Here is a 22646-nt window from a genome sequence, read left to right on the forward strand (position 1 = left end):
CACTCTGGCCTTTCGACCGGCCTCGGTGCGACGCATTTTCCACGCCGGGACCACCTGCCACCCCGCCGAGCGGTCCGCCCCGCCGGACCGTCCGCGAACACGAACCGTCCGTGCACGTTTGAGCCTTCCCACAGTGGGCCCGAGCCCCTCCCCCCAGCCCGTCTGTGCGAAGCGACAGAGGATTTATCGCTCGCATCTGCGGCACTATGATCGCCGTCATGGCCGCATCTGCGGTCACACCTCCGCGCCCCTTCCGGCGCGAACCCTGGAGGGGAAGCACTGATGAGCACCCGCACCACCGCCAGCCGCAGACTCGCCGTCGCCGCTGCGGCGGTCCTCGCCCTCAGCCTCGGGGTCACCGCCTGCGGCAGCGACGGCGGTGCCACCTCCTCGGCCGCGAGCAGCAGCGCGAGGGCCACGGGCGACGCGACCGGCAACAGCAGCGCCCCGAAGGCCCACGGCGACATCACCGTGTTCGCCGCCGCCTCGCTCAAGGAGACCTTCACCGACCTCGGCAAGAAGTTCGAGGCCGCCAACCCGGGCACCAAGGTCACGTTCAACTTCGGCGGCAGCTCCGCCCTCGCCACCAGCATCAACTCGGGTGCCCCGGCGGACGTGTTCGCCGCCGCCAGCCCGGCCACCATGAAGACCGTCACCGACGCGGGCGGCGCCGGCGGCGAGCCGAAGACCTTCGTGAAGAACACCCTCACCATCGCCGTGCCCAAGGGCAACCCCAAGCACATCGCGGGCCTGAAGGACCTCACCGGCTCCGGCGTGAAGGTCGCGCTGTGCGCAAAGGAGGTGCCCTGCGGCGCCGCCGCCCAGACCGCGCTGAAGGCCGCGGGCCTCAACCTCACCCCGGTCACCCTGGAGCAGGACGTCAAGGGCGCGCTCACCAAGGTCGAGCTCGGCGAGGTCGACGCCTCGCTGGTGTACAAGACCGATGTGCAGTCCGATGCTGCGAAGATCGACGGTGTGGACTTCCCCGAGGCCGACAAGGCCGTGAACGACTACCCGATCGCCGCGCTCGCCAAGGCGCCGAACAAGGACGGCGCCGCCGCCTTCGTCGCCTACATCCAGTCGCCCGAGGCCAAGCAGGTGCTGACCACGGCGGGCTTCCAGGCGCCGTGAACAAGCGCACCACCGGCCGCGACGGCAGCCGTGCCGACGGCCGCGACGGCTCCGGGGACCAGGGCGCCCCGGCGACGGCAGGACCCGGGAGGGCCCTGCCGCGCCGCCGCCCGGGCACGCAGCGCGTCCCGGTCACGCTGCTGCTCCCGGCGCTGCTCGGGCTGGCGTTCCTGGTCCTCCCGCTGGTGGGCCTGCTGGTCCGGGCGCCGTGGAGCGGCCTGTCCGAGCAGCTCACCAGCACGGCCGCCTGGGACGCCCTGCGGCTGTCGCTGATCTGCGCGACGGCCGCCACCGCGGTCTCGCTGGTCCTCGGCGTCCCGCTGGCCTGGCTGCTCGCCCGCACCGAACTGCCCGGCCGGCGGGTGATCCGGGCGCTGGTCACCCTGCCGCTGGTGCTGCCGCCGGTGGTCGGCGGTGTGGCGCTGCTGCTGGTGCTGGGGCGGCGCGGGATCGTCGGCTCCTGGCTGGACTCCGCCTTCGGCATCACGCTGCCCTTCACCACCACCGGGGTCGTGATCGCCGAGGCCTTCGTGGCGATGCCTTTCCTGGTGATCAGCGTCGAGGGCGCGCTGCGGGCGGCCGACCCCCGCTACGAGGAGGCCGCCGCGACCCTGGGCGCCTCCCGGCTGACCGCGTTCCGCCGGGTCACCCTGCCGATGATCGCCCCGGGGATCGCCGCCGGGGCCGTCCTGGCCTGGGCCCGGGCGCTCGGCGAGTTCGGCGCGACGATCACCTTCGCGGGCAACTTCCCGGGCCGCACCCAGACCATGCCGCTGGCCGTCTACCTGGCCATGGAGTCCGATCCGGAGGCCGCGATCGCGCTGTCGCTGGTCCTGCTGGCGGTCTCCGTCGCCGTCCTGGTCGGCCTGCGCGACCGCTGGATGTCGACCCCTTGACCCGACCCACCCCCTGAACCGACCCCGAACCGAACGAACCGGCCCCTGAACCGAGATGCAGAGCCGAAATGCAGAGCCGAAATGCAGAGCCGATGAGCACCCCGAGCCCCGCCCTGGACGCCCGCCTCCGGGTGGACCGCGCCGCGTTCACCCTCGACCTCGCGCTCGCCGCCGCCCCCGGCGAGGTGGTCGCGCTGCTCGGCCCGAACGGCGCCGGCAAGTCCACCGCCCTGCGCGCACTGGCCGGCCTGCTCCCGCTCTCCGGCGGCCACCTGCGCCTGGACGGCCGCGTCCTGGAGGACCCGGCCCAGCGCCTGCACACCCCCGCCGAGGCGCGGCCGGTCGGCGTGGTGTTCCAGGACTACCTGCTGTTCCCGCACCTCAGCGCACTCGACAACGTCGCCTTCGGCCCGCGCTGCCAGGGCCGCCCGAAGCGCGAGGCCCGGGCCGAGGCCGCGGCCTGGCTGGACCGGATGGGCCTGGCCGAGCATGCCACGGTACGTCCGGGCCGGCTCTCCGGCGGCCAGGCGCAGCGGGTGGCGCTCGCCCGGGCGCTGGCCGTCCGGCCCCGGCTGCTCCTGCTGGACGAGCCGTTGGCCGCCCTGGACGCCCGCACCCGGCTCGACGTGCGGGCTCAACTACGGCGCCATCTGGCGGAGTTCGAGGCGGCGGCGGTGCTGGTGACGCACGACCCGCTGGACGCCATGGTGCTGGCCGACCGGCTGGTGGTGATCGAGGACGGCCGGGAGGTGCAGTCCGGCAGCCCGGCGGAGGTCGCCCGGCGGCCGCGCACCGACTACATCGCCCGCCTGGTCGGACTGAACCTGTACCAGGGCCGGGCCGAGGGCCCCCAGGTCACCCTCCCGGACGGCACGGTCATGGTCACCGCCGAGGAGCTGACCGGTCCGGCCTTCGTGGCCTTCCCGCCCTCCGCGGTGACCCTGTACCGGGAGCGGCCGCAGTCCAGTGCCCGCAACCTGTGGAAGGCCGAGGTCACCGGCCTGGACCTGCACGGCGACCAGGTGCGCGCCGAGCTGTCCGGGGAGCTGCCGATGGCCGCCGACCTCACCCCGGCCGCGGTCGCGGAGTTGGGGCTGGCGCCGGGGGCGGCGGTCTGGGCCTCGGTCAAGGCCGCCCAGACCCACGCCTACCCGGCCTGACCGCGCGGCCGGCCTGACCGCGCAGCCGGCCGGGCCCGCCGGGGTCATTCCGACGGCTCGACGAACCCCGACTCGTACGCCGCGATCACCGCCTGGGTGCGGTCCCGCGCGCCGAGCTTCGCCAGCACGCTGCTGACGTGTGTCTTCACCGTCTGCACCCCGAGGAACAGTTGCTCGGCGATCTCCCCGTTGCTGAGCCCGCGCGCCATCAGCCGCAGCACCTCCGCCTCGCGCTCGGTCAGCGCCGCCCGGGTCATGGCGGCGCGGGCGGTGGGGTTGCCGTGCCCGGCCGCCAGGCGGCGGATCGCGGCCGGGAACAGCAGCGACTCGCCCGCCGCCACCAGCCGTACCGCGTGGGCGATCTCGGCCGGGCGGGAGCGCTTGAGCAGGAAGCCGTCGGCGCCCGCGCGCAGCGCCTGGTAGACGTAGTCGTCGTTCTCGAAGGTGGTCACCACCAGGATCCGCGGCGGCCGCTCCCCCGACCCGTCGGGGCGCAGCAGCTCGCGGGTGGCCGCCAGTCCGTCCAGGACGGGCATCCGGACGTCCATCAGCACCACCTGCGGGCGCAGCGCGCGAGCCAGGGCCACCGCCTGCGCGCCGTCGGCCGCCTCGCCGACGACCCGCAGGTCGCCCTGGGCCTCCAGGACGGCCCGCATCCCGACCCGGACCAGCTCCTCGTCGTCGGCGAGCAGGATGTCGGTCATCCCGGCAATCCCCTTGGTCGGACCGTCAGCCACGAGATCATTCGTCACGAGCCCAAGCGTAGGGGCAGCCGCACATGCAGCACCCACTCCCCGCTGCAGTCCTGCGACGCCCCCGCCGTGGCCTCCCCGCCGAGCAGCGTGGCCCGCTCGCGGATGCCGCGCAGCCCCTTGCCGCCCTTGCGCGCCCCGGCGGCGGGATTTCGCGCCGCGACGCCCCCTCCGGCCGACATCGCGTTGGCGCAGCGCAGCTCCAACTGCCCGCCCCGGACGCCGATCCGTATGCTGATCGGCTCGCCGGGCGCGTACTTGAGCGCGTTGGTGACGCCCTCCTGGACGATCCGGTAGGACTCGCGGGAGAGCACCCCGGGCAGCTTCCCCTCCGACAGGTCGACCAGCGCCTCGACCTGGCTGCCGGCCGCCCGCGCGGTGTCGAAGAGCACGGGCAGCTGGTCGACCCCGGGCTGCTCGGTGGCCGCGCCGCCGGCCGCCCCCGCCGGGCTCTCGCGCAGCAGGACGAGGGTGCGTTCGAGGTCCTCCATCGCCTGCCGCCCGGTCTCCTCGATGACCTCGAGCGCCTTGGCGACGAAGGCCGGGTCCCCCACCTCGCGCGCCGCCCCCGCCTGAAGAACCGTCACGGTCAGGGCGTGGCCGATGGAGTCGTGCAGTTCGCGGGCCAACCGGTTGCGCTCCAGCAGCCGTTCGGCCCGCAGCTCCGCCTCCGCCAGCCGCTCCGCCGGGGACGGCCCCAGCAGCCTTGCGGCCATGACGAGTTGCAGGCGCCCCGCCCACACCACCAGCCAGCCGTAGCCGATCGCCAGCGCCGGGGCGAGCGGGAGGTACCACAGGCCGTGCGGCCCGGTCAGCAGGTTGAACGCCGGGGTGAGGCCCCAGACCGTCGCGAAGCCGATCACCGAACCGAGCACCACCCGCCCGATCAGCCAGCCCGCCGTGCGCCGCCGGTCGGCCCAGGTACGGGAGGGCTCGACGGCGATGTCCTCCTCACGGTCGGGCACCAGCAGCAGCCGCGCCTGCACGCCCTCGGCCCGGCGAGCGGCCGGGATGAGCGCGACCAGCGCGAGCAGGACGGTGTCCAACCAGACGGCCCCCGCCAGGATCTCCCCCAGGCTCTTCTGGTACGTCCCCGGGTAGACCAGCAGGACCACGCCGGCGAAGATCCACCCGACCAGCAGGTGCAACAGCCGGGCGTAGGTGGCACCGGCCACCAGCGGCGCGAGGAGCCTGGGCAGCACGTACCCGGGCGCTCCGCCCCTGAGTCGTCCGATCCGAGACACGGTCATTCTTGGCACCGGGCCATCCTGCCAGGTCAACGCCCCTCCCGCGGCCCCCCGCGGGGGCGTCCCGATCTCCCTCCCGGGAGGGAGGCGCGTCCCCACCCCGGCGGGATCCGCCCACCGGCCCCGCTCCGGTCGAATGGAATCACCGTCCGGGGCGCTGGCGGTGACCATCTGTGAGAAGGGAAGGGCAGCCGTGATCGAGATCCAGGGCCTGACCAAGGAGTACGACGGACGACGGGTCGTCGACGACCTGACCTTCGAGGTCCGATCCGGCCTGGTGACCGGATTCCTCGGCCCGAACGGCGCCGGGAAGAGCACCACCATGCGGCTGCTCCTCGGCCTGGACCGCCCCACCGCCGGGTACGCCCTGGTCGGCGGCCGCCCGTACGCCGAACTCACCACACCACTGCGGCAGGTCGGCGCGCTGCTGGACGCCCACGCCCTGCACGGCGGCCGGACGGCGCAGGGCCACCTGCGCTGGATCGCCGCGAGCAACGGCCTGCCGCAGCGGCGGGTCGGCGAGGTGCTGGCCCAGGTCGGACTGACGGAGGCGGCCGGGCGCCGGACCCGGGGCTTCTCGCTCGGGATGCGCCAGCGCCTCGGGGTGGCCGCGGCGCTGCTCGGGGACCCACCGGTGCTGCTGCTGGACGAACCGGTGAACGGCCTGGACCCGGAGGGTATCCGCTGGATCCGCACCCTGCTGCGCGACCTGGCGGCCGAGGGCCGGGCGGTGCTGGTCTCCTCCCACCTGATGACCGAAATGGCTCTCACCGCCGACCACTTGGTGGTGATCGGCCGCGGCCGGCTGCTCGCGGACGCCGCCACCTCCGAGTTCATCGAGCGCCACGGCCGCACCCGGATCCGGGTCCGCGCCGTCGATGCGGCCAAGCTGGCCGCCCTGCTCGGCGGGGACGGCCACGGCCTGGACGCCGTCGAAGTCGACGGCGGCGCCTGGGAGGTGGCCGGCGCCGAACCCGAGCGGATCGCCGCGCTCGCCGCCGCCAACGGCGTGGTGCTGTACGAGATCGCGGTCCAACAGGACTCGCTGGAGGAGGCGTTCATGCGAATGACCGCCGACAGCGTCGAGTTCCGGGCGGAGGCCGCCGCATGAATTCGCCGTCGTACTCCGTCAACGCCTTCCGCGCCGAACGGATCAAGCTCACCACGCTGCGCTCGCTCTGGCTGGCGCCGCTGCTCTCCGTCCTGCTCACCGCCGGGGTCACCGCGGCCGTCGGGGCGGCACTCGGGGACAAGGACCACCACATCACCGACGACCCGGGCGTCGGCATCTTCTACGGGCTCAACTTCGGCCAGGCGGTGCTGGTCGCCTTCGGCGTCCTGCTGATCGGCCAGGAGTTCAACACCCGGATGATCGACGTCTCGCTCGCCGCCGTCCCCCGGCGCGGTCGACTCTACGGCGCCAAGCTGGCGTTGGGCGCTCTGATCGGCCTCGGCGTAGGCGCGCTCGGCACGGCGGGCGCCTACGCCGGGTACGCGGCCACCGTGCCCGCCGACTGGCACGGCCCCGCCTTCGCCCGCGCGGCCACGGCCGGGGTGCTGTACCCGGCGCTGCTGGTGGTGCTCTGCCTCGGACTGACCGCGGTGCTGGGCAATCTCACCGCCGCCATGGGCCTGTTGGCCCCGACCGTGTTCCTGCTCTCGCCGATGCTGGCCGGCCTGCCCGTGGCGCGCCACGTCTTCCAGTTCCTGCCCGACCGGGCCGGGCAGTACGCGCTGCGCTACGCCGACGACTCGCAGAGCGCGTACGGGCACTGGACCGGACTGCTGATCATGGCGTCCTGGACGGCGCTGGCCGCCTACGGCGGCCTACGGGCGATGCGGCGGGCCAAGTGACCGTTCGCGAAGGAGAGATGAAGATGGGCCTCGGCAACGCCCTGCGCGCCGAACGGATCAAGTTCACCACCCTGCCCTCGCAGTGGGCCGCCCCGCTGACCGCCCTGGTACTCACAGTCGGCGCCACTTCGGCCGTCAGCGCCGCCGAGGGCGCCCCGGCTCCGGGCTCCGGCAAGGACCCGGCCAACATGATCTACTACGGCCTGCTGTTCGGCCACGTGGCGGTGGCCTGCGTCGGGATCCTGCTGATCGGGCAGGAGTTCAACACCCGGATGATCGACACCTCGCTCACGGCCGTCCCCAGCCGCAGCCGGCTCTACGGCGCCAAGCTCGCGCTCGGCGCCGGGCTGGGCCTGCTGCTGGGGCTGGCCTCGACGGCGGGCTCCTTCCTCGCCGTCGACGTCACCGCCGGCCTGGACTTCTCCACCCCGGGCCTGGCCCGCAGCTTCCTGGCCGGCGTGCTCTACCACCCGATGATGGTGCTGATCTGCCTCGGACTGACCGCGATGCTGGGCAACTTCAGCGCAGCACTCGGCCTGCTCACCCCGATGGTCTTCCTCGGCACCACCTGGCTGGGCGCGATTCCCGGCGTCCGCGAGGCCGGCCAGTTCCTGCCCGACCGGGCCGGCCTGTACGCGATGCGCACCCAGACCGAACCGGGCATCCACTACGGCCACTGGACCGGACTGGCGATCATGGCGCTCTGGACTGCCGCAGCGGTGTACGGCGGGTGGCGGGCGATGCTGCGGTACCAGGCCTCGGGCGCCTGACTGCGGGCCGGCGGACAGCGAACAGATAACAGATAACAGATAACAGATTTCGAAATCTGTTATCTGTTCGCTGTCATCTGTTACCCGCCACTCGCTACTCGCCCCCTACGGCCCGCCCCCTGCGACCCGTCACCGCAGCGCCGGATGGTCCGCGATCACCGTGCAGCTGCCCGGCGCGATCTCCGTGAAGCCGGCGTCCTGGACCACCGGCAGCCCGCTGCGGACCAGTTCCTCCCACGCCTCCGGCGAGGCCGTCCGAACCGCCAGCGCGAAACCCGCCTCCGCCCACTCCTTGCGCTGCGCGTCGTCCAGCCGCCACCAGGCCAGCTGGGCGGCGTGCCCGGTCTGCGCCATCGTCTTGCCCGCACTCATCTCCAGCTCCGGATTGAGCCATAGCACCGGCAGCCCCGGCTCGGGCACGCCGACCTCAGCCGTCTCCTCCAGATCCGTCCCGGAGACCTGGAGCTTGGCGAGCTCCTTCGGCCAGCCGTCCAGCGGAATCGGCGGGAACACCCGCACCTCCGCCTCGCGCCCCCGCAGCGAGATGCCCGGCAGCTCCCCGGCCCGGCGCCACTCCCCGCCCCGGGCCCGCCGGACCACCTTGCGGATCCGGGCGTCCTCCCAGGCCGTGACCTGCTCCGCCCACTCGCCCTCCGCCTCGGTCACCCGGGGGTCGGCGAGAAGCGTGAGCACCGCCCGCGCCGAGGTCTCCAGCGCGTCCGTCCGCCCCGGTGGCGTGGCCTTCTCCAGCCGGACGACCAGCGGCAGCACGTACTGCGGCCGCGCGTCACGACCCTCGGGTGCGGGAGCGTCCCCGGTGTCAGGTACGCCGCCGGGAGCGTCGTCGGGCGCGGAAACGGGGGCCGGGGCATCGAACGGAGAAGTCACCCGTCCAGCATGCCAGCCCCACCGACCCCTGCCTCGGCCCGCCCCCGGGCTCAGCGCAGCCGCTGCCGCAGCTCGTCCACCGCCGCCCGGATGCCCGCGCTGTACACGTCCTCCGGCAGCGCGTCCAGGCTCCGCACCGCTCGTTCGAGCTGCTCGCGCGCCAGGTCCGGCTCGCCGAGCTTGAGGTGGTCCGAGGCCAGGTTGAGGTGCAGCGAGGGATAGAAGGCGCGCACCTGGAGGGCCGACTCGTACGTCTGGGCGCGCTCGGCGGTCAGCGAGTCGGCGGCCGCGAGGGCCCGCCGGTCCCACTCCAGCTCGGCTCGCGGGTCGTCCTGCAAGTCGGCCAGATAGTGCGCCAGGACGCAGCGGTGGAACACGTCCCGCTCGCCCAGCGCCTCCCACAGCGCCTCGAAGCTGGCCCGCGCCTCGGCCGTCCGCCCGCGCTGCGCCGCCTGCACGCCGTCCAGCCCGAGCGCGACCCGGGCCAACCCCGGCTCGTCCCCGCCCGACTCCCCCGAGGACGGACCGGACACACCCGCACCACCGAACGAACCGAACGGACCGGACACACCAGACACATCGGACATATCCGCAGCCTAGCCGCCCACCCGCCGCCACGCCCGGCCCACCGGAAGGACCTCCGGCCGACGCCCGCTCAGCGCCGGTACCCGCGCTGCGGGTCCCGCTCCTCAGCGTCCTCGTACATCAGGAACCACCCCTCCGGGTGCGTCGCCGCCAGCAGCAGTTCGGTGCGCTGTTCCGCGCCCAGCTCCGGGTCCCCGTCGTCCGGCCCGTACACGCCGAACAGCTCGTCGTGGCAGCCGTCCCAGTCGTAGTCGTACAGGTCGGCCGGCAGATCACCCATCATGTCGGCCACCGACTCGGGTTGGGAGCCCAGCAGCGCCCGGGCGTCCACCAGCGCCATCCGCAGCGCGATCTCCTCGGCCAGGCAGCGCGGCAGCGGCCACTCGCCGAGTGCGAGGTCGTCGGCCAGGTCGTCGAAGGCCCGGGCCAGCGAGCGGCGCCAGCCCCGGTGGAGGCGCCAGGTGCGCTGGGGCAGCCGGGCGAAGACCGTCCAGTCGGTGTCCTCGGCCTCGACCACCGGGTCGTCCCCGTGCTCGTCGAGGTCGTCGTACGCGGCGTCACCCAGGCCGATCAGCTGGGCGTGCAGCAGGCAGGCGGTGCGCGGGGTGAGGGTCCAGTCGGCGCCCGCGCCGCCGTCCTCGTCCTCGCCGTCCAGCGGGAACAGCTCGGCGAAGTCCGGCGTGAAGTCCTCGGTGACGCTGATCTCCAGGGTGCCGCCGATCGCCTCCACGCCCGGGATGGCGGCCACCAGCCGGTCAGGGTGCAGCAGCGCGCCGAGCGCCGCGTTGGCGTCCTCGGCCACCTCGCGCAGCAGTTCCCGGCGCTGGCCGGCCGGGTCGATGCCCTCGAAGTCCAACTCCTCGACGGCCCTGATCGCGGCCGCGCGCAGCGCCGGCCAGTCGGTGATCCGCAGGCCCAGCACCACCGTCGCCTCGATCTCCGGCGCGTCGGAGTACTCCGCCGCGCCCGGCCCCTGTGGATGATCGCTTCGCTCGCCCATGGGGCTACGGTACGGCTTTTCGGCCGCCCGATCACCGGTCTGAACCAGCTTCGCGAAGCCTTCTCGGCCACGGCCCGGCCGCGCCTCTGTCACTCGGAGGCACGACCCGGCAGGATGGGCGCCATGGCTGACATCAACGAGTACGGCGGCGGGCAGGGCCCGAACGCCGACGTCCTGGTCGTGACCACCAACGACATCCCCGGTTTCCGGGTCGACCGCGTGATCGGCGAGGTCTTCGGACTGACCGTGCGCAGCCGCAACATCGGCAGCCAGATCGGCGCCGGGCTGAAGTCGCTGATCGGCGGTGAGCTGCGGGGTCTGACGAAGACCCTGGTCGAGAGCCGCAACGAGGCGATGCAGCGGCTGATCGAGCAGACCAGGGCGCGCGGCGGCAACGCGGTGCTTATGATGCGCTTCGACGTGACGGAGGCGGCGGACGTGGGCACCGAGGTCTGCGCCTACGGCACCGCCGCGGTGGTCTCCCCGATCGCCTGAACCGCCACCGGCGGGCCGCGGCAACGCGGCGTCGATGATGCGCTTCGACGTGACCGGGGCGGCGGACGTGAGCACCGGGAACAGCCGCCGACCCCTGGATGTTTCACCCGCGTGACTGTTTACGGTGCAACCAACAGCGTCCCGCGGCTTCCCGACGGACAGCGGCCCGACGCCCCGCAGCGGCGCGTGGACGTCCTGGTGGTGGGCGCCGGGCAGGCGGGCCTGTCCGCCGCCTACCACCTGCGCCGCCGCGGCTTCGCCCCCTTCCGGGAGGGAGCCGACGGCGGCTTCGTCGTGCTCGACGCCAACGCCTCCCCCGGCGGCGCCTGGGCGCACCGCTCGCCGTCCCTGCGGATGGCCACCGTGCACGGCTTCCACGACCTCCCGGACGCCGAGCTCCCGCCGACCGATCCGGAGGCCTCCGCGCGCGAGGTGGTGCCGGGGTACTTCGCCGCGTACGAGGCCCGGCACGCGCTCCCGGTCGTGCGCCCGGTCGCGGTCCGCGCGGTGCGTGCCGAGTCCGAGCGCCCCGACTCCCGCCTGCTGGTCGAGACCGACCGGGGCACCTGGTCCACCCGCGCGCTGATCAACGCCACCGGCACCTGGACCCGCCCCTTCCTCCCGCACTACCCGGGCCACTTCGCGGGCCGGCAGCTGCACTACGCCGATTACCACGGTCCCGAGGAGTTCGCGGGCCGGCGCGTCCTGGTGGTGGGCGGCGGCGCCTCGGCGATCCAGGTGCTGTCGGAGGTGGCGGCGGTGAGCGAGACGGTCTGGGTCACCCGCTCCGAACCCGTCTACCACGAGGGCCCGTTCACCCCAGAGTACGGGCGCGCCGTGGTCGCCGAGGTCGAGGAGCGGGTCCGCCAGGGCCTGCCCGTACGCAGCGTGGTGAGCGTGACCGGCCTCGGCCCCTCGGTCGCCTACCGGCGCGCCGAGGAGTTGGGCGCGCTGCACCGCCGGCCGATGTTCGACCGGCTCACCGAACACGGGGTCGCCTGGGGCGAGCAGGAGGTGGCGGTGGACGCGATCGTCTGGGCGACCGGCTTCCGCCCCGAGGTCGGCCACCTCGCGCCGCTCGGCCTGCGCTCCCCCGGCGGCGGCATCGCGCTCACCGGGACCCGCGCCACCGCCGACCCGCGCGTCCACCTGGTCGGCTACGGCCCCTCCGCCAGCACCGTCGGTGCCAATCGGGCCGGGCGCGCAGCCGTCAACGACCTGGTCAAACTACTCGGGGACCCGGCGAAGGAGCTCACCACCGTCTGAGGCGCGACAGCGGCTCAGCGGTCGTAGTCGACCGTCACCCGGTCGGTGAGCGGACGGGCCTGGCAGGTGAGGACGTAGCCGGCCGCCAGCTCCTTCTCCTCCAGCGCGAAGTTACGGCGCATCTCCACCTCGCCCTCGGTGACCAGGGCGCGGCAGGTGCCGCAGACCCCGCCCTTGCAGGCGAAGGGCAGGTCGGGGCGGGAGCGCTGGGCGCCGTCCAGGATCGAACGGTCGCGCGGGAGGGTGAGGGTGCTGCCGCGGCCGTCGAGGACGACGGTGACCTCGCTGCGCTCGCCGGGCGCGCCCTCGGCGTCGCCGTCCGCGCGGTCCCAGTCCTCGTCGCGCTCGGCGAGCGGCTCGTCCTCGGCGTGGAACAGCTCCTGGTGCACCCGCTCGCCCGGCACCGCCAGCTCGGCGAGCAGCTCCTTCGCCCCGGCGACCATGCCGAACGGGCCGCACAGCCACCACTGCCCGACGCCGGCGACGTCCACCAGCGCCGCGAGCAGGGCCCGGACCCGCTCCGGGTCCAACCGGCCGCTGAGCAGTTCGGCGTCCCTGGTCTCCCGGGAGAGCACGTGGACCAGCTGGAAGCGGCCGAGGTAGCGGTCCTTCAGGTCGGCCAGCTCGTCCGCGAACATCACGGTGTCACTGCGCCGGTTGCCGTAGAGCAGGGTGACGGTGGAGCGGCGGTCGGCGGCCAGCACGGAGGCGGCGATCGACAGCATCGGGGTGATGCCGGAGCCGGCCGCGAGCAGCACGTGGTCGGCGGGGACGCCGAGTTCGGGGGTGAACAGGCCGGACGGGGTCAGCACCTCCACCTCCTCGCCGGGCCGGGCCTCGCGCACCAGCCAGCGCGAGAACAGCCCGCCGGGCACCTCCCGGACGGCGATCCGCAGCGGACCGCCGACGGGGGCGCAGATCGAGTACGAGCGGCGCTCGTCGGCGCCGTCCACCACCTTGCGCAGGGTCAGGGTCTGCCCGGGGCGGAAGGCGTACTCGGCCGCCAGGCTCTCCGGCACCGCGAAGGTCACCGCCACGGCGTCGTCGCAGAGCCGCTCCACCCGGTCGATCGGCAGCCGGTGGAAGCTCGGGCGGCGGGCGGGGCGCACGGTGTCCGTGGCGGACGCGGCAGGGGTGGCTGCGGGAGAGGCGGCGGGCATTCAGATCTCCTTGACGCGTTCGAAGGGCTCACGGCAGGCACGGCAGCGCCAGAGCGCCTTGCAGGCGGTGGAGCCGAAGCGGGACAGCTCCTCCGTGTCGGTGCCGCCGCAGAGCGGGCAGGGCACGGGGGCCACGGCTCCGCTGCGGGTGGGCCCGAGGGTCAGCGGCACCGGACCGGCCCCGGCGGCACCGACGGCCGAGGTCGGACGCGGCGGAGCGATGCCCGCCTCGGCGAGCTTGCGGCGGCCCTCCGCGGTGATCAGGTCGGTGGACCACGGCGGGTCCAGCCGCAGCCGCACCCGGACGTCCGGGTACCCGGCCGCGCGCAGCCGGCGGTCGACGTCGGCGGCCATCTCGGCGACGGCCGGGCAACCCGAGTAGGTCGGGGTCAGCCAGGCGGTCACCGCGCCTCCGAAGCCGTCCACCTCGACCTCGGCCAGCACGCCCAGGTCGGCCAGGGTGAGCATGGGCAGTTCCGGGTCCGGGACGGCCGCGGCGACCGACCAGGCCAGGTCCCGGGTGGTGGTCACGGTGTCCGTCACCACGTCGCCCCCGGGTGTGCGCGGGCCAGCACCTGCAGTTCGGCCAGCAGCGGGCCGAGCGCCTCGGTGTGCACCCCGTCCCGGCCGGCCCGGCCGAGCACGGTGGCCAGCGGCGGGACGTCCGGCACCGTCAGCCCGGCCTCGGCGATGACGGCGCCGAGCGAGCGCAGCACCGGTTCGCGCAGCTCCGCCGGGTCGACGCCCACCCGCAGCTCCGCCGGGTGCGCGGTGAACAGTTCCTCCAGCAGCGGCCAGACCGCGTCCAGCCCGGCCTGCATCCGCTCCGCCGAGTACGGTGTGCCGTCGCCGAGGCGCAGCGTCCAGGCGCTGGCGTACTCGCGGTGGTAGGCCAGCTCCTTGACGCCCCGGGTGGCGACCGCGGCCAGCACCGGGTCGGGGTGCGCGCTCAGCGCCTCGTACAGGGCACCGCGGGCGGTGGCGAACAGCAGCAGTCGGGCGATCGAGTACGCGAAGTCGCCGTTCGGGGTCTCCACCAGGCGGACGTTGCGGAACTCGTGCTCCTCCCGCCAGTACGCCAGGTCGTCCTCGGTGCGGCCGGAGCCGTCCGCCTGCCCGGCCCGGGTGAGCAGCAGCCGGGCCTGGCCGAGCAGGTCGAGGCCGAGGTTGGCGAGCGCGACCTCCTCCTCCAGCTCGGGCGCCCGGGTGCACCACTCGATCAGCCGCTGGGCGAGGATCAGGGCGTCGTCGCCGAGCATCTGGCAGTAGTCGGCGAGGTCGGCGCCGTCCAGGCCGGCGGGCAGGGCGGTGTCCACGCCGAGCAGCGGGTCGGCGAAGCCCGTCCCGTACGCCCAGCGGCCCTCGCCCTCGGGGCCGGGCGTGGCATCGACGAGGCTGAGGTAGACGTGGTCGTCCTCGGTGGTGGACGTGGTGTGGTCGTGCACGGTGGCTCCCCCGTCAGATGTGCGGGACATCCTCGGGGATGTCGTAGAAGGTCGGGTGGCGGTAGACCTTGTCGCCGCTGGGCTCGAAGAACGGGTCGCGCTCGTCCGGGGTGGAGGCGGTGATCGCGTCCGAGCGGACCACCCACAGGCTGACGCCCTCGTTGCGGCGGGTGTACAGGTCGCGGGCGGCGAGCAGGGCCATCCGGTCGTCGCTGGCGTGCAGCGAGCCGACGTGGACGTGGTTCAGGCCGCGCCGGGGGCGCACGAACACCTCGTACAGCGGCCAGCCGGCCTTGGACTCAGCCGGGGACTCAGCCTTGGGCTCGGTCACTTTCCGTTCTCCTGTTCGGTGTGCTGCTCGGCGGCTGCGGTCTGTTCGGCGGCGCGCTTGGCGGCGTAGGCGACGGCCGCCTCGCGCACCCAGGCGCCGTCCTCGTGGGCGGCCCGCCGGCGGTCGATCCGCTGGGCGTTGCAGGGGCCCTGGCCGTGGATGACCCTGGTCAGCTCGGACCAGTCCGGCTCGCCGAAGTCCCAGCCGCCGCGCTCCTCGTTCCAGCGCAGCTCGGGGTCGGGAAGGGTGACGCCCAGGTGCTCGGCCTGCGGGACGGTCATGTCGACGAAGCGCTGGCGCAGCTCGTCGTTGGTGTGGCGCTTGATCCGCCAGGCCATCGAGCGGGCGGTGTTCGGCGAGTCGGCGTCCGAGGGACCGAACATCATCAGCGACGGCCACCACCAGCGGTCGACGGCGTCCTGGACCATCCGGCGCTGCGCCTCGGTGCCGCGCATCAGGGTCATCAGGAGCTCGTAGCCCTGGCGCTGGTGGAAGGACTCCTCCTTGCAGATCCGCACCATCGCGCGGGCGTACGGACCGTAGCTGCAGCGGCAGAGCGGGACCTGGTTGCAGATCGCGGCGCCGTCCACCAGCCAGCCGATCACGCCGACGTCGGCGAAGGTGAGGGTGGGGTAGTTGAAGATCGAGGAGTACTTCTGGCGACCGCTGATCAGCTTCTCGGTGAGCTCGGCTCGGTCGACGCCGAGGGTCTCGGCGGCGGCGTAGAGGTAGAGGCCGTGGCCGGCCTCGTCCTGGGCCTTGGCGAGCAGGATCGCCTTGCGGCGCAGCGAGGGGGCCCGGGTGAGCCAGTTGCCCTCGGGCTGCATGCCGATGATCTCGGAGTGGGCGTGCTGGGCGATCTGGCGGATCAGGGTGGCCCGGTACGCGTCGGGCATCCAGTCCCTGGGTTCGATCCGCTGCTCGGCGGCGACCACCGCCTCGAAACGGTCCTCCGGTGTCTGCGCGGGGACCGGCTCGGCCACCTCTGCTGTCACCACGGGCCCCTCTCCTGTTTCCTGCATCGGCCGTTTACTGCTTCGGCATTCCCTGCGTCGACGCCGCGCACCAACCGACTGACCGTTCGGTCGGTCCCATTCTGCGCGGTGGGGAGGAGGGATGGCAAGGGATGGCAAGGGACGGCGACGTACAGGCGGGACGACTGTGGGCGCGCGCCGGGTGCGGACAGGCACAGAAACAGATAACAGCTGACAGAAACTGAAATCTGTCAGCTGTTATCTGTTAGCCGTGTTCTGTCAGCTGTGGCCTGTTAGCCGTCTCCTGTCAGGTCGCCCCCCGCCAGCCGTCGCCGTCTCGGCTCACCCCTCCCCGCGGTCCCGCAACCGCGGCAGCGGCACCGCGAGCAGCGCCGCCAGCAGCGCGATCCGCGGAGCGAGCTCGTCCAGCCGGATGTACTCGTGCCGGGCGTGGGCGCCGGCGCCCACCGCACCGAAGCCGTCCAGCGTCGGCAGTCCGCGCGAACCCGGCAGGTTGGTGTCCCCGGCCCCGCCCGCCGGGGCGCCGTCCAACTGCTGCCCGAGCACCGCGGCGAGCGAACGCACGTGCCGCAGCAGCGGGTTGCCGGTCCGCTCGGGCCAGGCCGGGCGGCTGGACAGCACCTCCGTCCGCACCCGGGCACCCGGGCGCAGCGCGGTCAGCCGGGCGAGGTTGTCCAGCGTACGGCGCTGCGCCTCCGCGGTGGCGAACCGCAGGCCGAGCTCCGCCTCGGCTCGACCGGCCACCACATTGGCCCGCGAACCCCCGCTGATCCGACCGGCGTTGAGCTCGGTACCGGGCTGGCCCGCGAGTCCGCGGACGAGCACCAGCTGGTCGACGAGCTCGTCCACCGCCGACACCCCGTCGTGGGCGTCGTTGCCCGCGTGGGCCTCCCGCCCGGTCACGGTGAGCCGGACCCGGGTGCTGCCGCGCCGCGCGGTCTTCAGCCGGCCGTCCGGATGCGGGGGCTCCAGCCCCAGCGCCGCCGCCGCCCCGCGCAGTTGGCGCTCGACCAGGCGACGCCCGTCCGGGCTGCCGACCTCCTCGTCGGAGACCACGACCAGCCGCACGGTGCGGTGCGGCCGCTCCCCCAGGTCCGCGAGCAGCGCCAACGCGCCCTCCAGGATGGCGAGTCCGCCCTTCATGTCGACCACGCCGGGCCCGGTGAGCCGCCCGTCCTGCTCGGCCACCGGCCAGTCGGCCAGTGTGCCGACCGGCCAGACGGTGTCGTGGTGGCCGACGATCAGCAGATGCGGCAGCGTCTCGTCGCGCCCCTCCCACTCCAGGACGAGATGGTCACCGGCCGGCCCGGGTTCACGGCGGGCAGTGGCCCCGGTGACCCGAAAGCCAGCCGCCAACTCCTCGGCCAGTGCGTCGAGTCTGGGCGCGTCCCCGCTCGGCGACTCGATCCGCGCCAAGTCGGCGCAGCGCCGCCGGACGGCGCCGACGAGGGTACGGGCACGGGCGCTGAGCGCCTGCGGCAGGCCGGACAGCGCCGCAGTGGCACCGGCAGCAGCGGACTTGGCCGTCGCGGAGGTGCTGGAAGTGCTGGAAGCCGCAGAAGTGGCGGACTTGGCAGACGTGACAGACGTGACGGTAGCGGAAGCGGTTCCGGGCGCGGTTCCGGGCACAGTACCGGAAGCGGCAGCGGCACCGGCGGCCACCACGAGGGCCTCGCCGTCGGCGGCGGCCGGGACAGTCACCGGTACGCGGTCGGGTTCGGCGGCGGCACCCGGCGCGGCCGGCGACCCGACGATCTGGGGACTCAACGCTCGCCTCCGCGGCCGCCGCCGGTATTCAGCGGCCGTACCGGCTGACCGCTCCCGCCCGGGTGCCAGGCCCGCCCGGACCGCACCGGTCGGCCGGGATGATTCACGGCCGGTCGGAACGGCCCGTCTGGCCCAAGTGCGGTGGAACGGCTGGGCGGCGTGCTTGGCATTGCGTCCTCCTCGCTCGATCCGGTGCCCCGGTCCGCCCGGAGCCCCGTGCACGGCGGTCTCCTGGCAGCGGGCGCGGAAGCCGGACCGCCGCAGGGAAGCCGAGATGTGAGCCTAGAAGAACCGTTCGGTTTCCTGCGAGGTGGCCCTGCTCCCAGCGTGCCGGCACCGGCCCCAACCTGGCACACCCGTCGGACAACGGCGACGGGCGCTCGGCGCGCGGGCCCGGATCGGCACGCGGGCGCGGTCGCCGGATCGCGCCCATCTCCACCATGGACCCGCCGCCCGGGTTCGGCAGCGCAAACCGCCAAGGCACGGCATTTCCAGGCCGGATGGGTGACAGCGGCTCAGCAGGCGGTACGAACCGGGGGCACGCGGCGGCTCAGGGAAGCCCGCCGCGACGCCCGGCCTGACGTCCGGGGAACATCCGTGTGAACACCGTCCGGCACTGCGCCCCACCCCGCCCTCGCGCGCGCCCGTCGTCAGGCACCGTCCCCGACCACCCCCGCATCCCGTGCGAGCAGCGCGGCCTGGACCCGGTTGCCCACGCCGAGCGCGGTCAGGATCCGACTGACGTGCGCCTTGACGGTGCTCTCCCGCATCCCCAGCACGCCCGCGATCTCGGCGTTGGACAGCCCGTCGGCGAGTTCGCGCAGCACGTCGGTCTCACGCGGGGTGAGCCCGGCGACCCGGCTGCGGGCGGCGACCGACCGGGGCGCGCCGACCCGGTGGTACCGGTCGATCAGCCGTCGCGCGGCCGCCGGGTGCAGCATCCCCTGGCCCCCGGCGACCACGTGGACGGCCCGGGCGATCTCGGCGGGCGGGGTGTCCTTGAGCAGGAAGCCGTCGGCCCCGGCCGCGAGCGCCTGGTACACGTACTCGTCCAGGTCGAAGGTGGTGAGCGCGATCACCCGCGGGCCGTCCGGCAGTTCGCGCAGCCGCCGGGTGGCGGCGATACCGTCGAGCCGGGGCATCCGGATGTCCATCAGCGCGACGTCGATCCGGTGGCCGCGGGCGAGCTCGACGGCCTGCAGCCCGTCGGCGGCCTCGGCGACCACGGTCAGGGCCGGGTCCTGGGCGAGGAGGTCGACCAGACCGAGGCGAACCAGCGCGTCGTCGTCGACCACCATCGTGCGGATCATGAGGCGTCCTTGGGCTGCGGGATCGTTGGCTCCGGGGGCGGTGGCTGCGGGACCGATGGTTCCTGGGCCAGCGGCTCCGGGGGCGGCGGCTCTCCGGTCGGCGGCTCCGCGGTCGGTGGCCGCGGGATCGGTGGCCGCGGGGTCGGACCACCGCCGGGGGCGGGGAACGGCTGCGACGGGCGGTCCGGCGCGGGCAACCGGGCGGAGAGCCGGAAGCCGTCGGCGGCGTCCGGGCCCGCGTCGAGGTGACCGCCCAGTGCGCCGACCCGTTCACCGAGTCCGACCAGGCCGTACCCGCCGCCGGTGCCGGACCCGTTCGGCGACGTCCCGCCCGGACCGTTGCGGACCTCGACGGTGGTCGCGGGCCCGCCGTAGCCGACCCGGACGGTGACGGGCGCGGCGTGCGCGTACTTGCGGGCGTTGGTCAGCGCTTCCTGGACGACCCGGTGGACGGCCAGCCGGTGGGTGGTCGGTACGGCCTCCGGGTCGCCGGAGACGGCGAGTTCGACCTGCTGCCCGGCCTGGATCGCCTCGCCGACCAGCTCGGTGAGGTCGCGCAGGGCGGGCGCCGGGACACGGGTCGTCCCGGTCGGCCCGGGCCGCTCGTCCTCGGCGGCGGGCCACTCCGGCGGGTCGGCACGCAGGGCGCCGAGGACGTCGCGCAGGTCGTCGAGCGAGCGGGCGGCGGCGGTGCGCAGCAGTTCGAGGCGGTGGGTGAGCCGGTCCGGGTCGGCGGCGGCGGTCCCGGCGCGGGCCTGGTCGCGCAGCACCCCGGCGTGCAGCACCAGCAGACTGAGGCGGTGGGCCAGCACGTCGTGCATCTCCCGGGCGATCCGGGCGCGTTCGGCGGATCTGGCCTGCTCGGCACGCAACTCCCGCTCGCGGCGCAGCGTTTCGACCTGCTCGTGCAGGGTGCGGATCAGCACCCGGCGGCCGTGCAGCCACAGCCCGACGGACAGGACGGCGGCCTGGACGAGGAGTTGGGAGCCGATGGTGCCCGCCCAGCCGACCAGCGAGTCGGCGCCGGTCGCGCTGAGCACCGCAATCGCCGCGCCGCCGACCACCGCCGGTCCGATCCGTCCGAGGGAGGCGAGGTAGTAGACGCTGAACAGGGCCGGGAAGGCCCGGTTGAACAGGCCGCCGGTGAGCACCGGCAGGACGGCGGAGGCCACCGGGTAGCGGCGGGCGAACAGCAGGGACAGCGCGGCGAGCGCGGCCATGGCCGTCCGGGGCAGGCGCAGCGGGCTGTCGGTGTTCAGCCACTGGACGAGACCCTCCTCCACGGTGAGGGCGAGCACGCCGAGCAGCAGCAGTGTGTCGGTCCAGGGCCGGAGGTCCGGGCCGAACCAGCCGAGCAGGCCAGTGCGCATCAGGCTCCTCCCCTCCCGCCTCGTCCGTCCGCCTGTCCGTCCATTCGCTCGCTCGATGCTAGGGCGGGCGGCGACGCGGCGCTCCCGTCTCCCGGGTAGCCGCACCCTCGACTTTGGTCGGGGGGCGATGCCGCTCTCCGGCCGATTCCGGGCCCGCCCGGTCTCCCTAGCGTCGACGGCATGACGAACGGACAGCTCCGCCACCGCCCCGACTCCCTTCCGCCGCAGACCAGTTCGCACGGCGCACTCGGCTCGCCGCCCGGCGGGGACCACCTGCTGTTCCTCGCCGAGGCACTGCGCACCTTCCACGACACCGGCGCGCTGGCACCGAGCGGCGCGGAGCTGGTGAACGCGCTGGTGGTGCCGGCGACCAGCCGTCCGAACCGGCCGATCTCGGTGCTGGAGGTAGGCGCCGGGACGGGGGCGGTGACCCGGCGGCTGGCCCAGGTACTGCGCCCGGGCGACCGGCTGCACGTGGTCGAGGCGAACCCGCGGTTCGCCGAGCGGCTGCGGGAGGACCCGGTCCTGGCGGCGCGCCGACCGGGGGTGGGGCTGCGACTCTCGGCCTGCCGAGTGGAGGAGCTGCCGGAGGCGGGGGGCGAGGTCGCGGGGGCCGCCCCGGGCTCCGAGGAGCGGTACGACGTGATCGTGTCCGGCCTGCCGTTCACGAACTTCGAGCCGACCCAGGTCCGGGACCTCCTCGACCTCTACCTACGGCTGCTGGCGCCCGGCGGGGAGCTGACCTACTTCGGCTACCTCGGCACCACGACGGCACGCACGCTCACCTCCGGGCCCCGCCGGGTCGCCCGCCACCGGGTGGTGGCACGGCTGCTGCGACGCTTCGAGGCGACGTACGGGCTGGGCGAGCGCACGGTGTGGCGCAACCTGCCGCCCGCCCGGGCCTACCTGCTGCGCTCGCCGGGCGGACAGCAGGACTGGGCGCCGGCCCCGGCCCCGCCCGCCTCCGCCACTGCCCCTGCCCTCGCCCTTGCCCTCACTCCGGAGCCCGATCCGAACAGATGACAGTCGACAGATTTCAGATAACAGACGACAGACGACAGCGAACAGATTTTGAAATCTGTTCGCTGTCATGCCATAGTGAAACTTGGGTCACATCACCCGCGCCCCCCGGCGCCACACCCGTCCCTGGAGCACTCATGGCCTCGACCACCCGCCCCGCACAGCGCGCGCTCGGCACCTCCGGGCCCGTCACCTCCGCCCTCGGCCTCGGCTGCATGGGCATGTCCGACCTCTACGGCCCGGCCGACGAGGCCGAGGGCATCGCCACCATCCACGCCGCCCTGGACGCCGGAATCACCCTCCTCGACACCGGCGACTTCTACGGCATGGGCCACAACGAGCTGCTGATCCACGAGGCACTGCGCGGCCGCGACCGCGAGAGCGTGCAGATCAGCGTGAAGTTCGGCGCCCAGCGCGACCCGAACGGCCAGTGGCTCGGCTACGACGCGAGCCCGGCGGCCACCAAGACCGCGCTCGCCTACACCCTGCGCCGCCTGCGCACCGACCACATCGACATCTACCGCCCGGCCCGCCTCGACCCCAAGGTGCCCATCGAGGAGACCGTCGGCGCCATCGCCGACCTGGTGAAGGCCGGTTACGTCCGCCACATCGGCCTGTCCGAGGTGGGCGCCGACACCCTGCGCCGCGCCTCCGCCGTCCACCCGATCAGCGACCTGCAGATCGAGTACTCGCTGCTCTCCCGCTCGATCGAGGCCGCCGTACTGCCCGCCGCCCGTGAACTCGGCATCGGCATCACCGCGTACGGCGTGCTCTCCCGCGGCCTGCTCAGCGGCCACTGGGACCAGGACCGCCCGCTGGCCGGCACCGACTTCCGCGGCCAGAGCCCGCGCTTCCAGGGCGACAACCTGACCCACAACCTCACGCTCGTCGAGGCGCTGCGCCAGGTCGCCACCGCCAAGGGCGCGAGCGTCGCCCAGGTCGCCATCGCCTGGGTCGCCTCGCGCGGCGAGGACATCGTCCCGCTGATCGGCGCCCGTCGCCGGGAGCGCCTGACCGAGGCCCTCGGCGCGCTGGACGTCACGCTGACCGCAGAGGACCTCGCCGCCATCGACGCGGCCGTCCCCGCCGGTGCCGCCGCCGGCGACCGGTACGCTGCCGCGCAGATGGCGAACCTGGACAGCGAGCGCTGACCAGCGGAAACCTCCGCACCACCTGACCGCACGACCCTAAGGACGGCCCTCCC

At 74.1% G+C, this 22646-nt stretch carries 23 protein-coding genes; 10 read left to right on the forward strand and 13 right to left on the reverse strand.

The features are described 5' to 3' along the window. The first annotated feature begins 282 nt into the window (after positions 1–282). From modA to ACIRYZ_RS03855, 3 genes are all read left to right on the forward strand, one after another. Positions 283–1131: a molybdate ABC transporter substrate-binding protein gene (modA, locus tag ACIRYZ_RS03845; protein ID WP_402939086.1), complete on the forward strand. Its 849-nt coding sequence runs from the start codon at positions 283–285 to the stop codon at positions 1129–1131. Beyond that, positions 1128–2027 carry an ABC transporter permease gene (locus ACIRYZ_RS03850; protein WP_402939089.1) on the forward strand — a complete coding sequence of 300 codons (900 nt, stop codon included), beginning with the start codon at positions 1128–1130 and terminating at the stop codon, positions 2025–2027. Before modA ends, ACIRYZ_RS03850 begins: the two co-directional genes overlap by 4 nt. 92 nt (positions 2028–2119) lie before the next feature. Then, positions 2120–3187, forward strand: a complete 1068-nt coding sequence (locus ACIRYZ_RS03855) for an ABC transporter ATP-binding protein (protein WP_402939092.1) — start codon at positions 2120–2122, stop codon at positions 3185–3187. A gap of 44 nt (positions 3188–3231) precedes the next feature. On the opposite strand, the gene ACIRYZ_RS03860 is transcribed toward ACIRYZ_RS03855, so the two are convergent. Together ACIRYZ_RS03860 and ACIRYZ_RS03865 are read right to left on the reverse strand one after the other, a co-directional pair. Beyond that, positions 3232–3891, reverse strand: a complete 660-nt coding sequence (locus tag ACIRYZ_RS03860; RefSeq protein ID WP_402939532.1) for a response regulator — start codon at positions 3889–3891, stop codon at positions 3232–3234. A 44-nt stretch (positions 3892–3935) separates the two neighbouring features. Continuing rightward, the gene (locus ACIRYZ_RS03865; RefSeq protein ID WP_402939095.1) at positions 3936–5141 is read right to left on the reverse strand and encodes a sensor histidine kinase; all 1206 of its coding nucleotides are present in this window, start codon (positions 5139–5141) and stop codon (positions 3936–3938) included. Positions 5142–5379: 238 nt separating this feature from the next. Here ACIRYZ_RS03865 and ACIRYZ_RS03870 point away from each other — a divergent pair, with 238 nt between their 5' ends. From ACIRYZ_RS03870 to ACIRYZ_RS03880, 3 genes are read left to right on the forward strand one after another with little or no spacing between them, the layout of a single operon-like run. Further along, a complete protein-coding gene (locus ACIRYZ_RS03870) occupies positions 5380–6297 on the forward strand; it encodes an ATP-binding cassette domain-containing protein (protein ID WP_402939097.1) in 918 nt (305 codons plus the stop codon). Continuing rightward, positions 6294–7040 (forward strand): hypothetical protein, encoded by a 747-nt coding sequence (locus ACIRYZ_RS03875; RefSeq protein ID WP_402939100.1) that lies wholly within the window; start codon positions 6294–6296, stop codon positions 7038–7040. Before ACIRYZ_RS03870 ends, ACIRYZ_RS03875 begins: the two co-directional genes overlap by 4 nt. 17 nt (positions 7041–7057) lie before the next feature. After that, positions 7058–7810, forward strand: a complete 753-nt coding sequence (locus tag ACIRYZ_RS03880) for a hypothetical protein (protein ID WP_402939103.1) — start codon at positions 7058–7060, stop codon at positions 7808–7810. A 129-nt stretch (positions 7811–7939) separates the two neighbouring features. Here the strand turns inward: ACIRYZ_RS03880 and ACIRYZ_RS03885 are convergent, their stop codons facing one another. From ACIRYZ_RS03885 to ACIRYZ_RS03895, 3 genes are all read right to left on the reverse strand, one after another. Beyond that, on the reverse strand, positions 7940–8698 hold the full coding sequence (locus ACIRYZ_RS03885) for an aminoacyl-tRNA hydrolase (protein WP_402939106.1): 759 nt from the start codon (positions 8696–8698) through the stop codon (positions 7940–7942). Between the two features lie 50 nt (positions 8699–8748). Next, complete coding sequence (locus ACIRYZ_RS03890; RefSeq protein WP_402939108.1) at positions 8749–9285, reverse strand: hypothetical protein; 537 nt, start codon at positions 9283–9285, stop codon at positions 8749–8751. Positions 9286–9353: 68 nt separating this feature from the next. Then, positions 9354–10283, reverse strand: a complete 930-nt coding sequence (locus ACIRYZ_RS03895) for a hypothetical protein (RefSeq protein WP_402939111.1) — start codon at positions 10281–10283, stop codon at positions 9354–9356. 123 nt (positions 10284–10406) lie between these two features. Between ACIRYZ_RS03895 and ACIRYZ_RS03900 the strand changes: the two genes are divergently transcribed. Both ACIRYZ_RS03900 and ACIRYZ_RS03905 read left to right on the forward strand, forming a co-directional pair. Beyond that, a complete protein-coding gene (locus tag ACIRYZ_RS03900; protein ID WP_393024186.1) occupies positions 10407–10778 on the forward strand; it encodes a YbjQ family protein in 372 nt (123 codons plus the stop codon). 186 nt (positions 10779–10964) lie between these two features. Beyond that, positions 10965–12044, forward strand: coding sequence for an NAD(P)-binding domain-containing protein (locus ACIRYZ_RS03905; protein WP_402939535.1), 1080 nt, complete (start codon positions 10965–10967; stop codon positions 12042–12044). A 14-nt stretch (positions 12045–12058) separates the two neighbouring features. On the opposite strand, the gene paaE is transcribed toward ACIRYZ_RS03905, so the two are convergent. The 8 genes from paaE to ACIRYZ_RS03945 all read right to left on the reverse strand — a co-directional run bounded on the left by paaE (position 12059) and on the right by ACIRYZ_RS03945 (position 20422). Beyond that, the gene (gene paaE, locus ACIRYZ_RS03910; RefSeq protein WP_402939114.1) at positions 12059–13204 is read right to left on the reverse strand and encodes a 1,2-phenylacetyl-CoA epoxidase subunit PaaE; all 1146 of its coding nucleotides are present in this window, start codon (positions 13202–13204) and stop codon (positions 12059–12061) included. Then, positions 13205–13735, reverse strand: coding sequence for a 1,2-phenylacetyl-CoA epoxidase subunit PaaD (gene paaD, locus ACIRYZ_RS03915; protein WP_402939116.1), 531 nt, complete (start codon positions 13733–13735; stop codon positions 13205–13207). An 8-nt stretch (positions 13736–13743) separates the two neighbouring features. Continuing rightward, positions 13744–14679 (reverse strand): 1,2-phenylacetyl-CoA epoxidase subunit PaaC, encoded by a 936-nt coding sequence (gene paaC, locus ACIRYZ_RS03920; protein ID WP_402939119.1) that lies wholly within the window; start codon positions 14677–14679, stop codon positions 13744–13746. Then, a complete protein-coding gene (gene paaB / locus ACIRYZ_RS03925) occupies positions 14663–14980 on the reverse strand; it encodes a 1,2-phenylacetyl-CoA epoxidase subunit PaaB (protein ID WP_355670425.1) in 318 nt (105 codons plus the stop codon). The genes paaC and paaB overlap by 17 nt, the downstream gene beginning before the upstream one ends. Then, on the reverse strand, positions 14977–15915 hold the full coding sequence (gene paaA, locus ACIRYZ_RS03930) for a 1,2-phenylacetyl-CoA epoxidase subunit PaaA (protein WP_393024617.1): 939 nt from the start codon (positions 15913–15915) through the stop codon (positions 14977–14979). The genes paaB and paaA overlap by 4 nt, the downstream gene beginning before the upstream one ends. A 381-nt stretch (positions 15916–16296) precedes the next feature. Next, a complete protein-coding gene (locus ACIRYZ_RS03935) occupies positions 16297–17742 on the reverse strand; it encodes a M20 family metallopeptidase (RefSeq protein ID WP_402939123.1) in 1446 nt (481 codons plus the stop codon). 650 nt (positions 17743–18392) lie between these two features. Beyond that, the gene (locus ACIRYZ_RS03940; protein ID WP_387614174.1) at positions 18393–19052 is read right to left on the reverse strand and encodes a response regulator; all 660 of its coding nucleotides are present in this window, start codon (positions 19050–19052) and stop codon (positions 18393–18395) included. Further along, positions 19049–20422 carry a sensor histidine kinase gene (locus ACIRYZ_RS03945; protein ID WP_402939126.1) on the reverse strand — a complete coding sequence of 458 codons (1374 nt, stop codon included), beginning with the start codon at positions 20420–20422 and terminating at the stop codon, positions 19049–19051. The genes ACIRYZ_RS03940 and ACIRYZ_RS03945 overlap by 4 nt, the downstream gene beginning before the upstream one ends. Before the next feature lie 180 nt (positions 20423–20602). On the opposite strand from ACIRYZ_RS03945, the gene ACIRYZ_RS03950 reads away from it, so the two are divergent. Together ACIRYZ_RS03950 and ACIRYZ_RS03955 are read left to right on the forward strand one after the other, a co-directional pair. After that, on the forward strand, positions 20603–21445 hold the full coding sequence (locus ACIRYZ_RS03950) for a class I SAM-dependent methyltransferase (RefSeq protein WP_402939129.1): 843 nt from the start codon (positions 20603–20605) through the stop codon (positions 21443–21445). Positions 21446–21579: 134 nt separating this feature from the next. Further along, positions 21580–22593 carry an aldo/keto reductase gene (locus ACIRYZ_RS03955; protein ID WP_402939132.1) on the forward strand — a complete coding sequence of 338 codons (1014 nt, stop codon included), beginning with the start codon at positions 21580–21582 and terminating at the stop codon, positions 22591–22593. The last annotated feature ends 53 nt before the right edge of the window (positions 22594–22646 follow it).

The organism is Kitasatospora sp. NPDC101155 (assembly GCF_044768305.1).
Classification (GTDB): Bacteria; Actinomycetota; Actinomycetes; order Streptomycetales; family Streptomycetaceae; genus Kitasatospora.

Excerpts from the sequence above, each read along its gene's own strand:
- ACIRYZ_RS03945 (WP_402939126.1), bottom strand. The coding sequence starts at position 20,422 with ATGCGCACTGGCCTGCTCGGCTGGTTCGGCCCGGACCTCCGGCCCTGG.
- ACIRYZ_RS03880 (WP_402939103.1), top strand. The coding sequence starts at position 7,058 with ATGAAGATGGGCCTCGGCAACGCCCTGCGCGCCGAACGGATCAAGTTC.
- ACIRYZ_RS03940 (WP_387614174.1), bottom strand. The coding sequence starts at position 19,052 with ATGATCCGCACGATGGTGGTCGACGACGACGCGCTGGTTCGCCTCGGT.
- paaC (WP_402939119.1), bottom strand. The coding sequence starts at position 14,679 with ATGTCCCGCACATCTGACGGGGGAGCCACCGTGCACGACCACACCACG.
- ACIRYZ_RS03890 (WP_402939108.1), bottom strand. The coding sequence starts at position 9,285 with ATGTCCGATGTGTCTGGTGTGTCCGGTCCGTTCGGTTCGTTCGGTGGT.
- paaE (WP_402939114.1), bottom strand. The coding sequence starts at position 13,204 with ATGCCCGCCGCCTCTCCCGCAGCCACCCCTGCCGCGTCCGCCACGGAC.
- ACIRYZ_RS03860 (WP_402939532.1), bottom strand. The coding sequence starts at position 3,891 with ATGACCGACATCCTGCTCGCCGACGACGAGGAGCTGGTCCGGGTCGGG.
- ACIRYZ_RS03955 (WP_402939132.1), top strand. The coding sequence starts at position 21,580 with ATGGCCTCGACCACCCGCCCCGCACAGCGCGCGCTCGGCACCTCCGGG.
- ACIRYZ_RS03900 (WP_393024186.1), top strand. The coding sequence starts at position 10,407 with ATGGCTGACATCAACGAGTACGGCGGCGGGCAGGGCCCGAACGCCGAC.
- modA (WP_402939086.1), top strand. The coding sequence starts at position 283 with ATGAGCACCCGCACCACCGCCAGCCGCAGACTCGCCGTCGCCGCTGCG.
- ACIRYZ_RS03855 (WP_402939092.1), top strand. The coding sequence starts at position 2,120 with ATGAGCACCCCGAGCCCCGCCCTGGACGCCCGCCTCCGGGTGGACCGC.
- ACIRYZ_RS03875 (WP_402939100.1), top strand. The coding sequence starts at position 6,294 with ATGAATTCGCCGTCGTACTCCGTCAACGCCTTCCGCGCCGAACGGATC.
- ACIRYZ_RS03950 (WP_402939129.1), top strand. The coding sequence starts at position 20,603 with ATGACGAACGGACAGCTCCGCCACCGCCCCGACTCCCTTCCGCCGCAG.
- ACIRYZ_RS03895 (WP_402939111.1), bottom strand. The coding sequence starts at position 10,283 with ATGGGCGAGCGAAGCGATCATCCACAGGGGCCGGGCGCGGCGGAGTAC.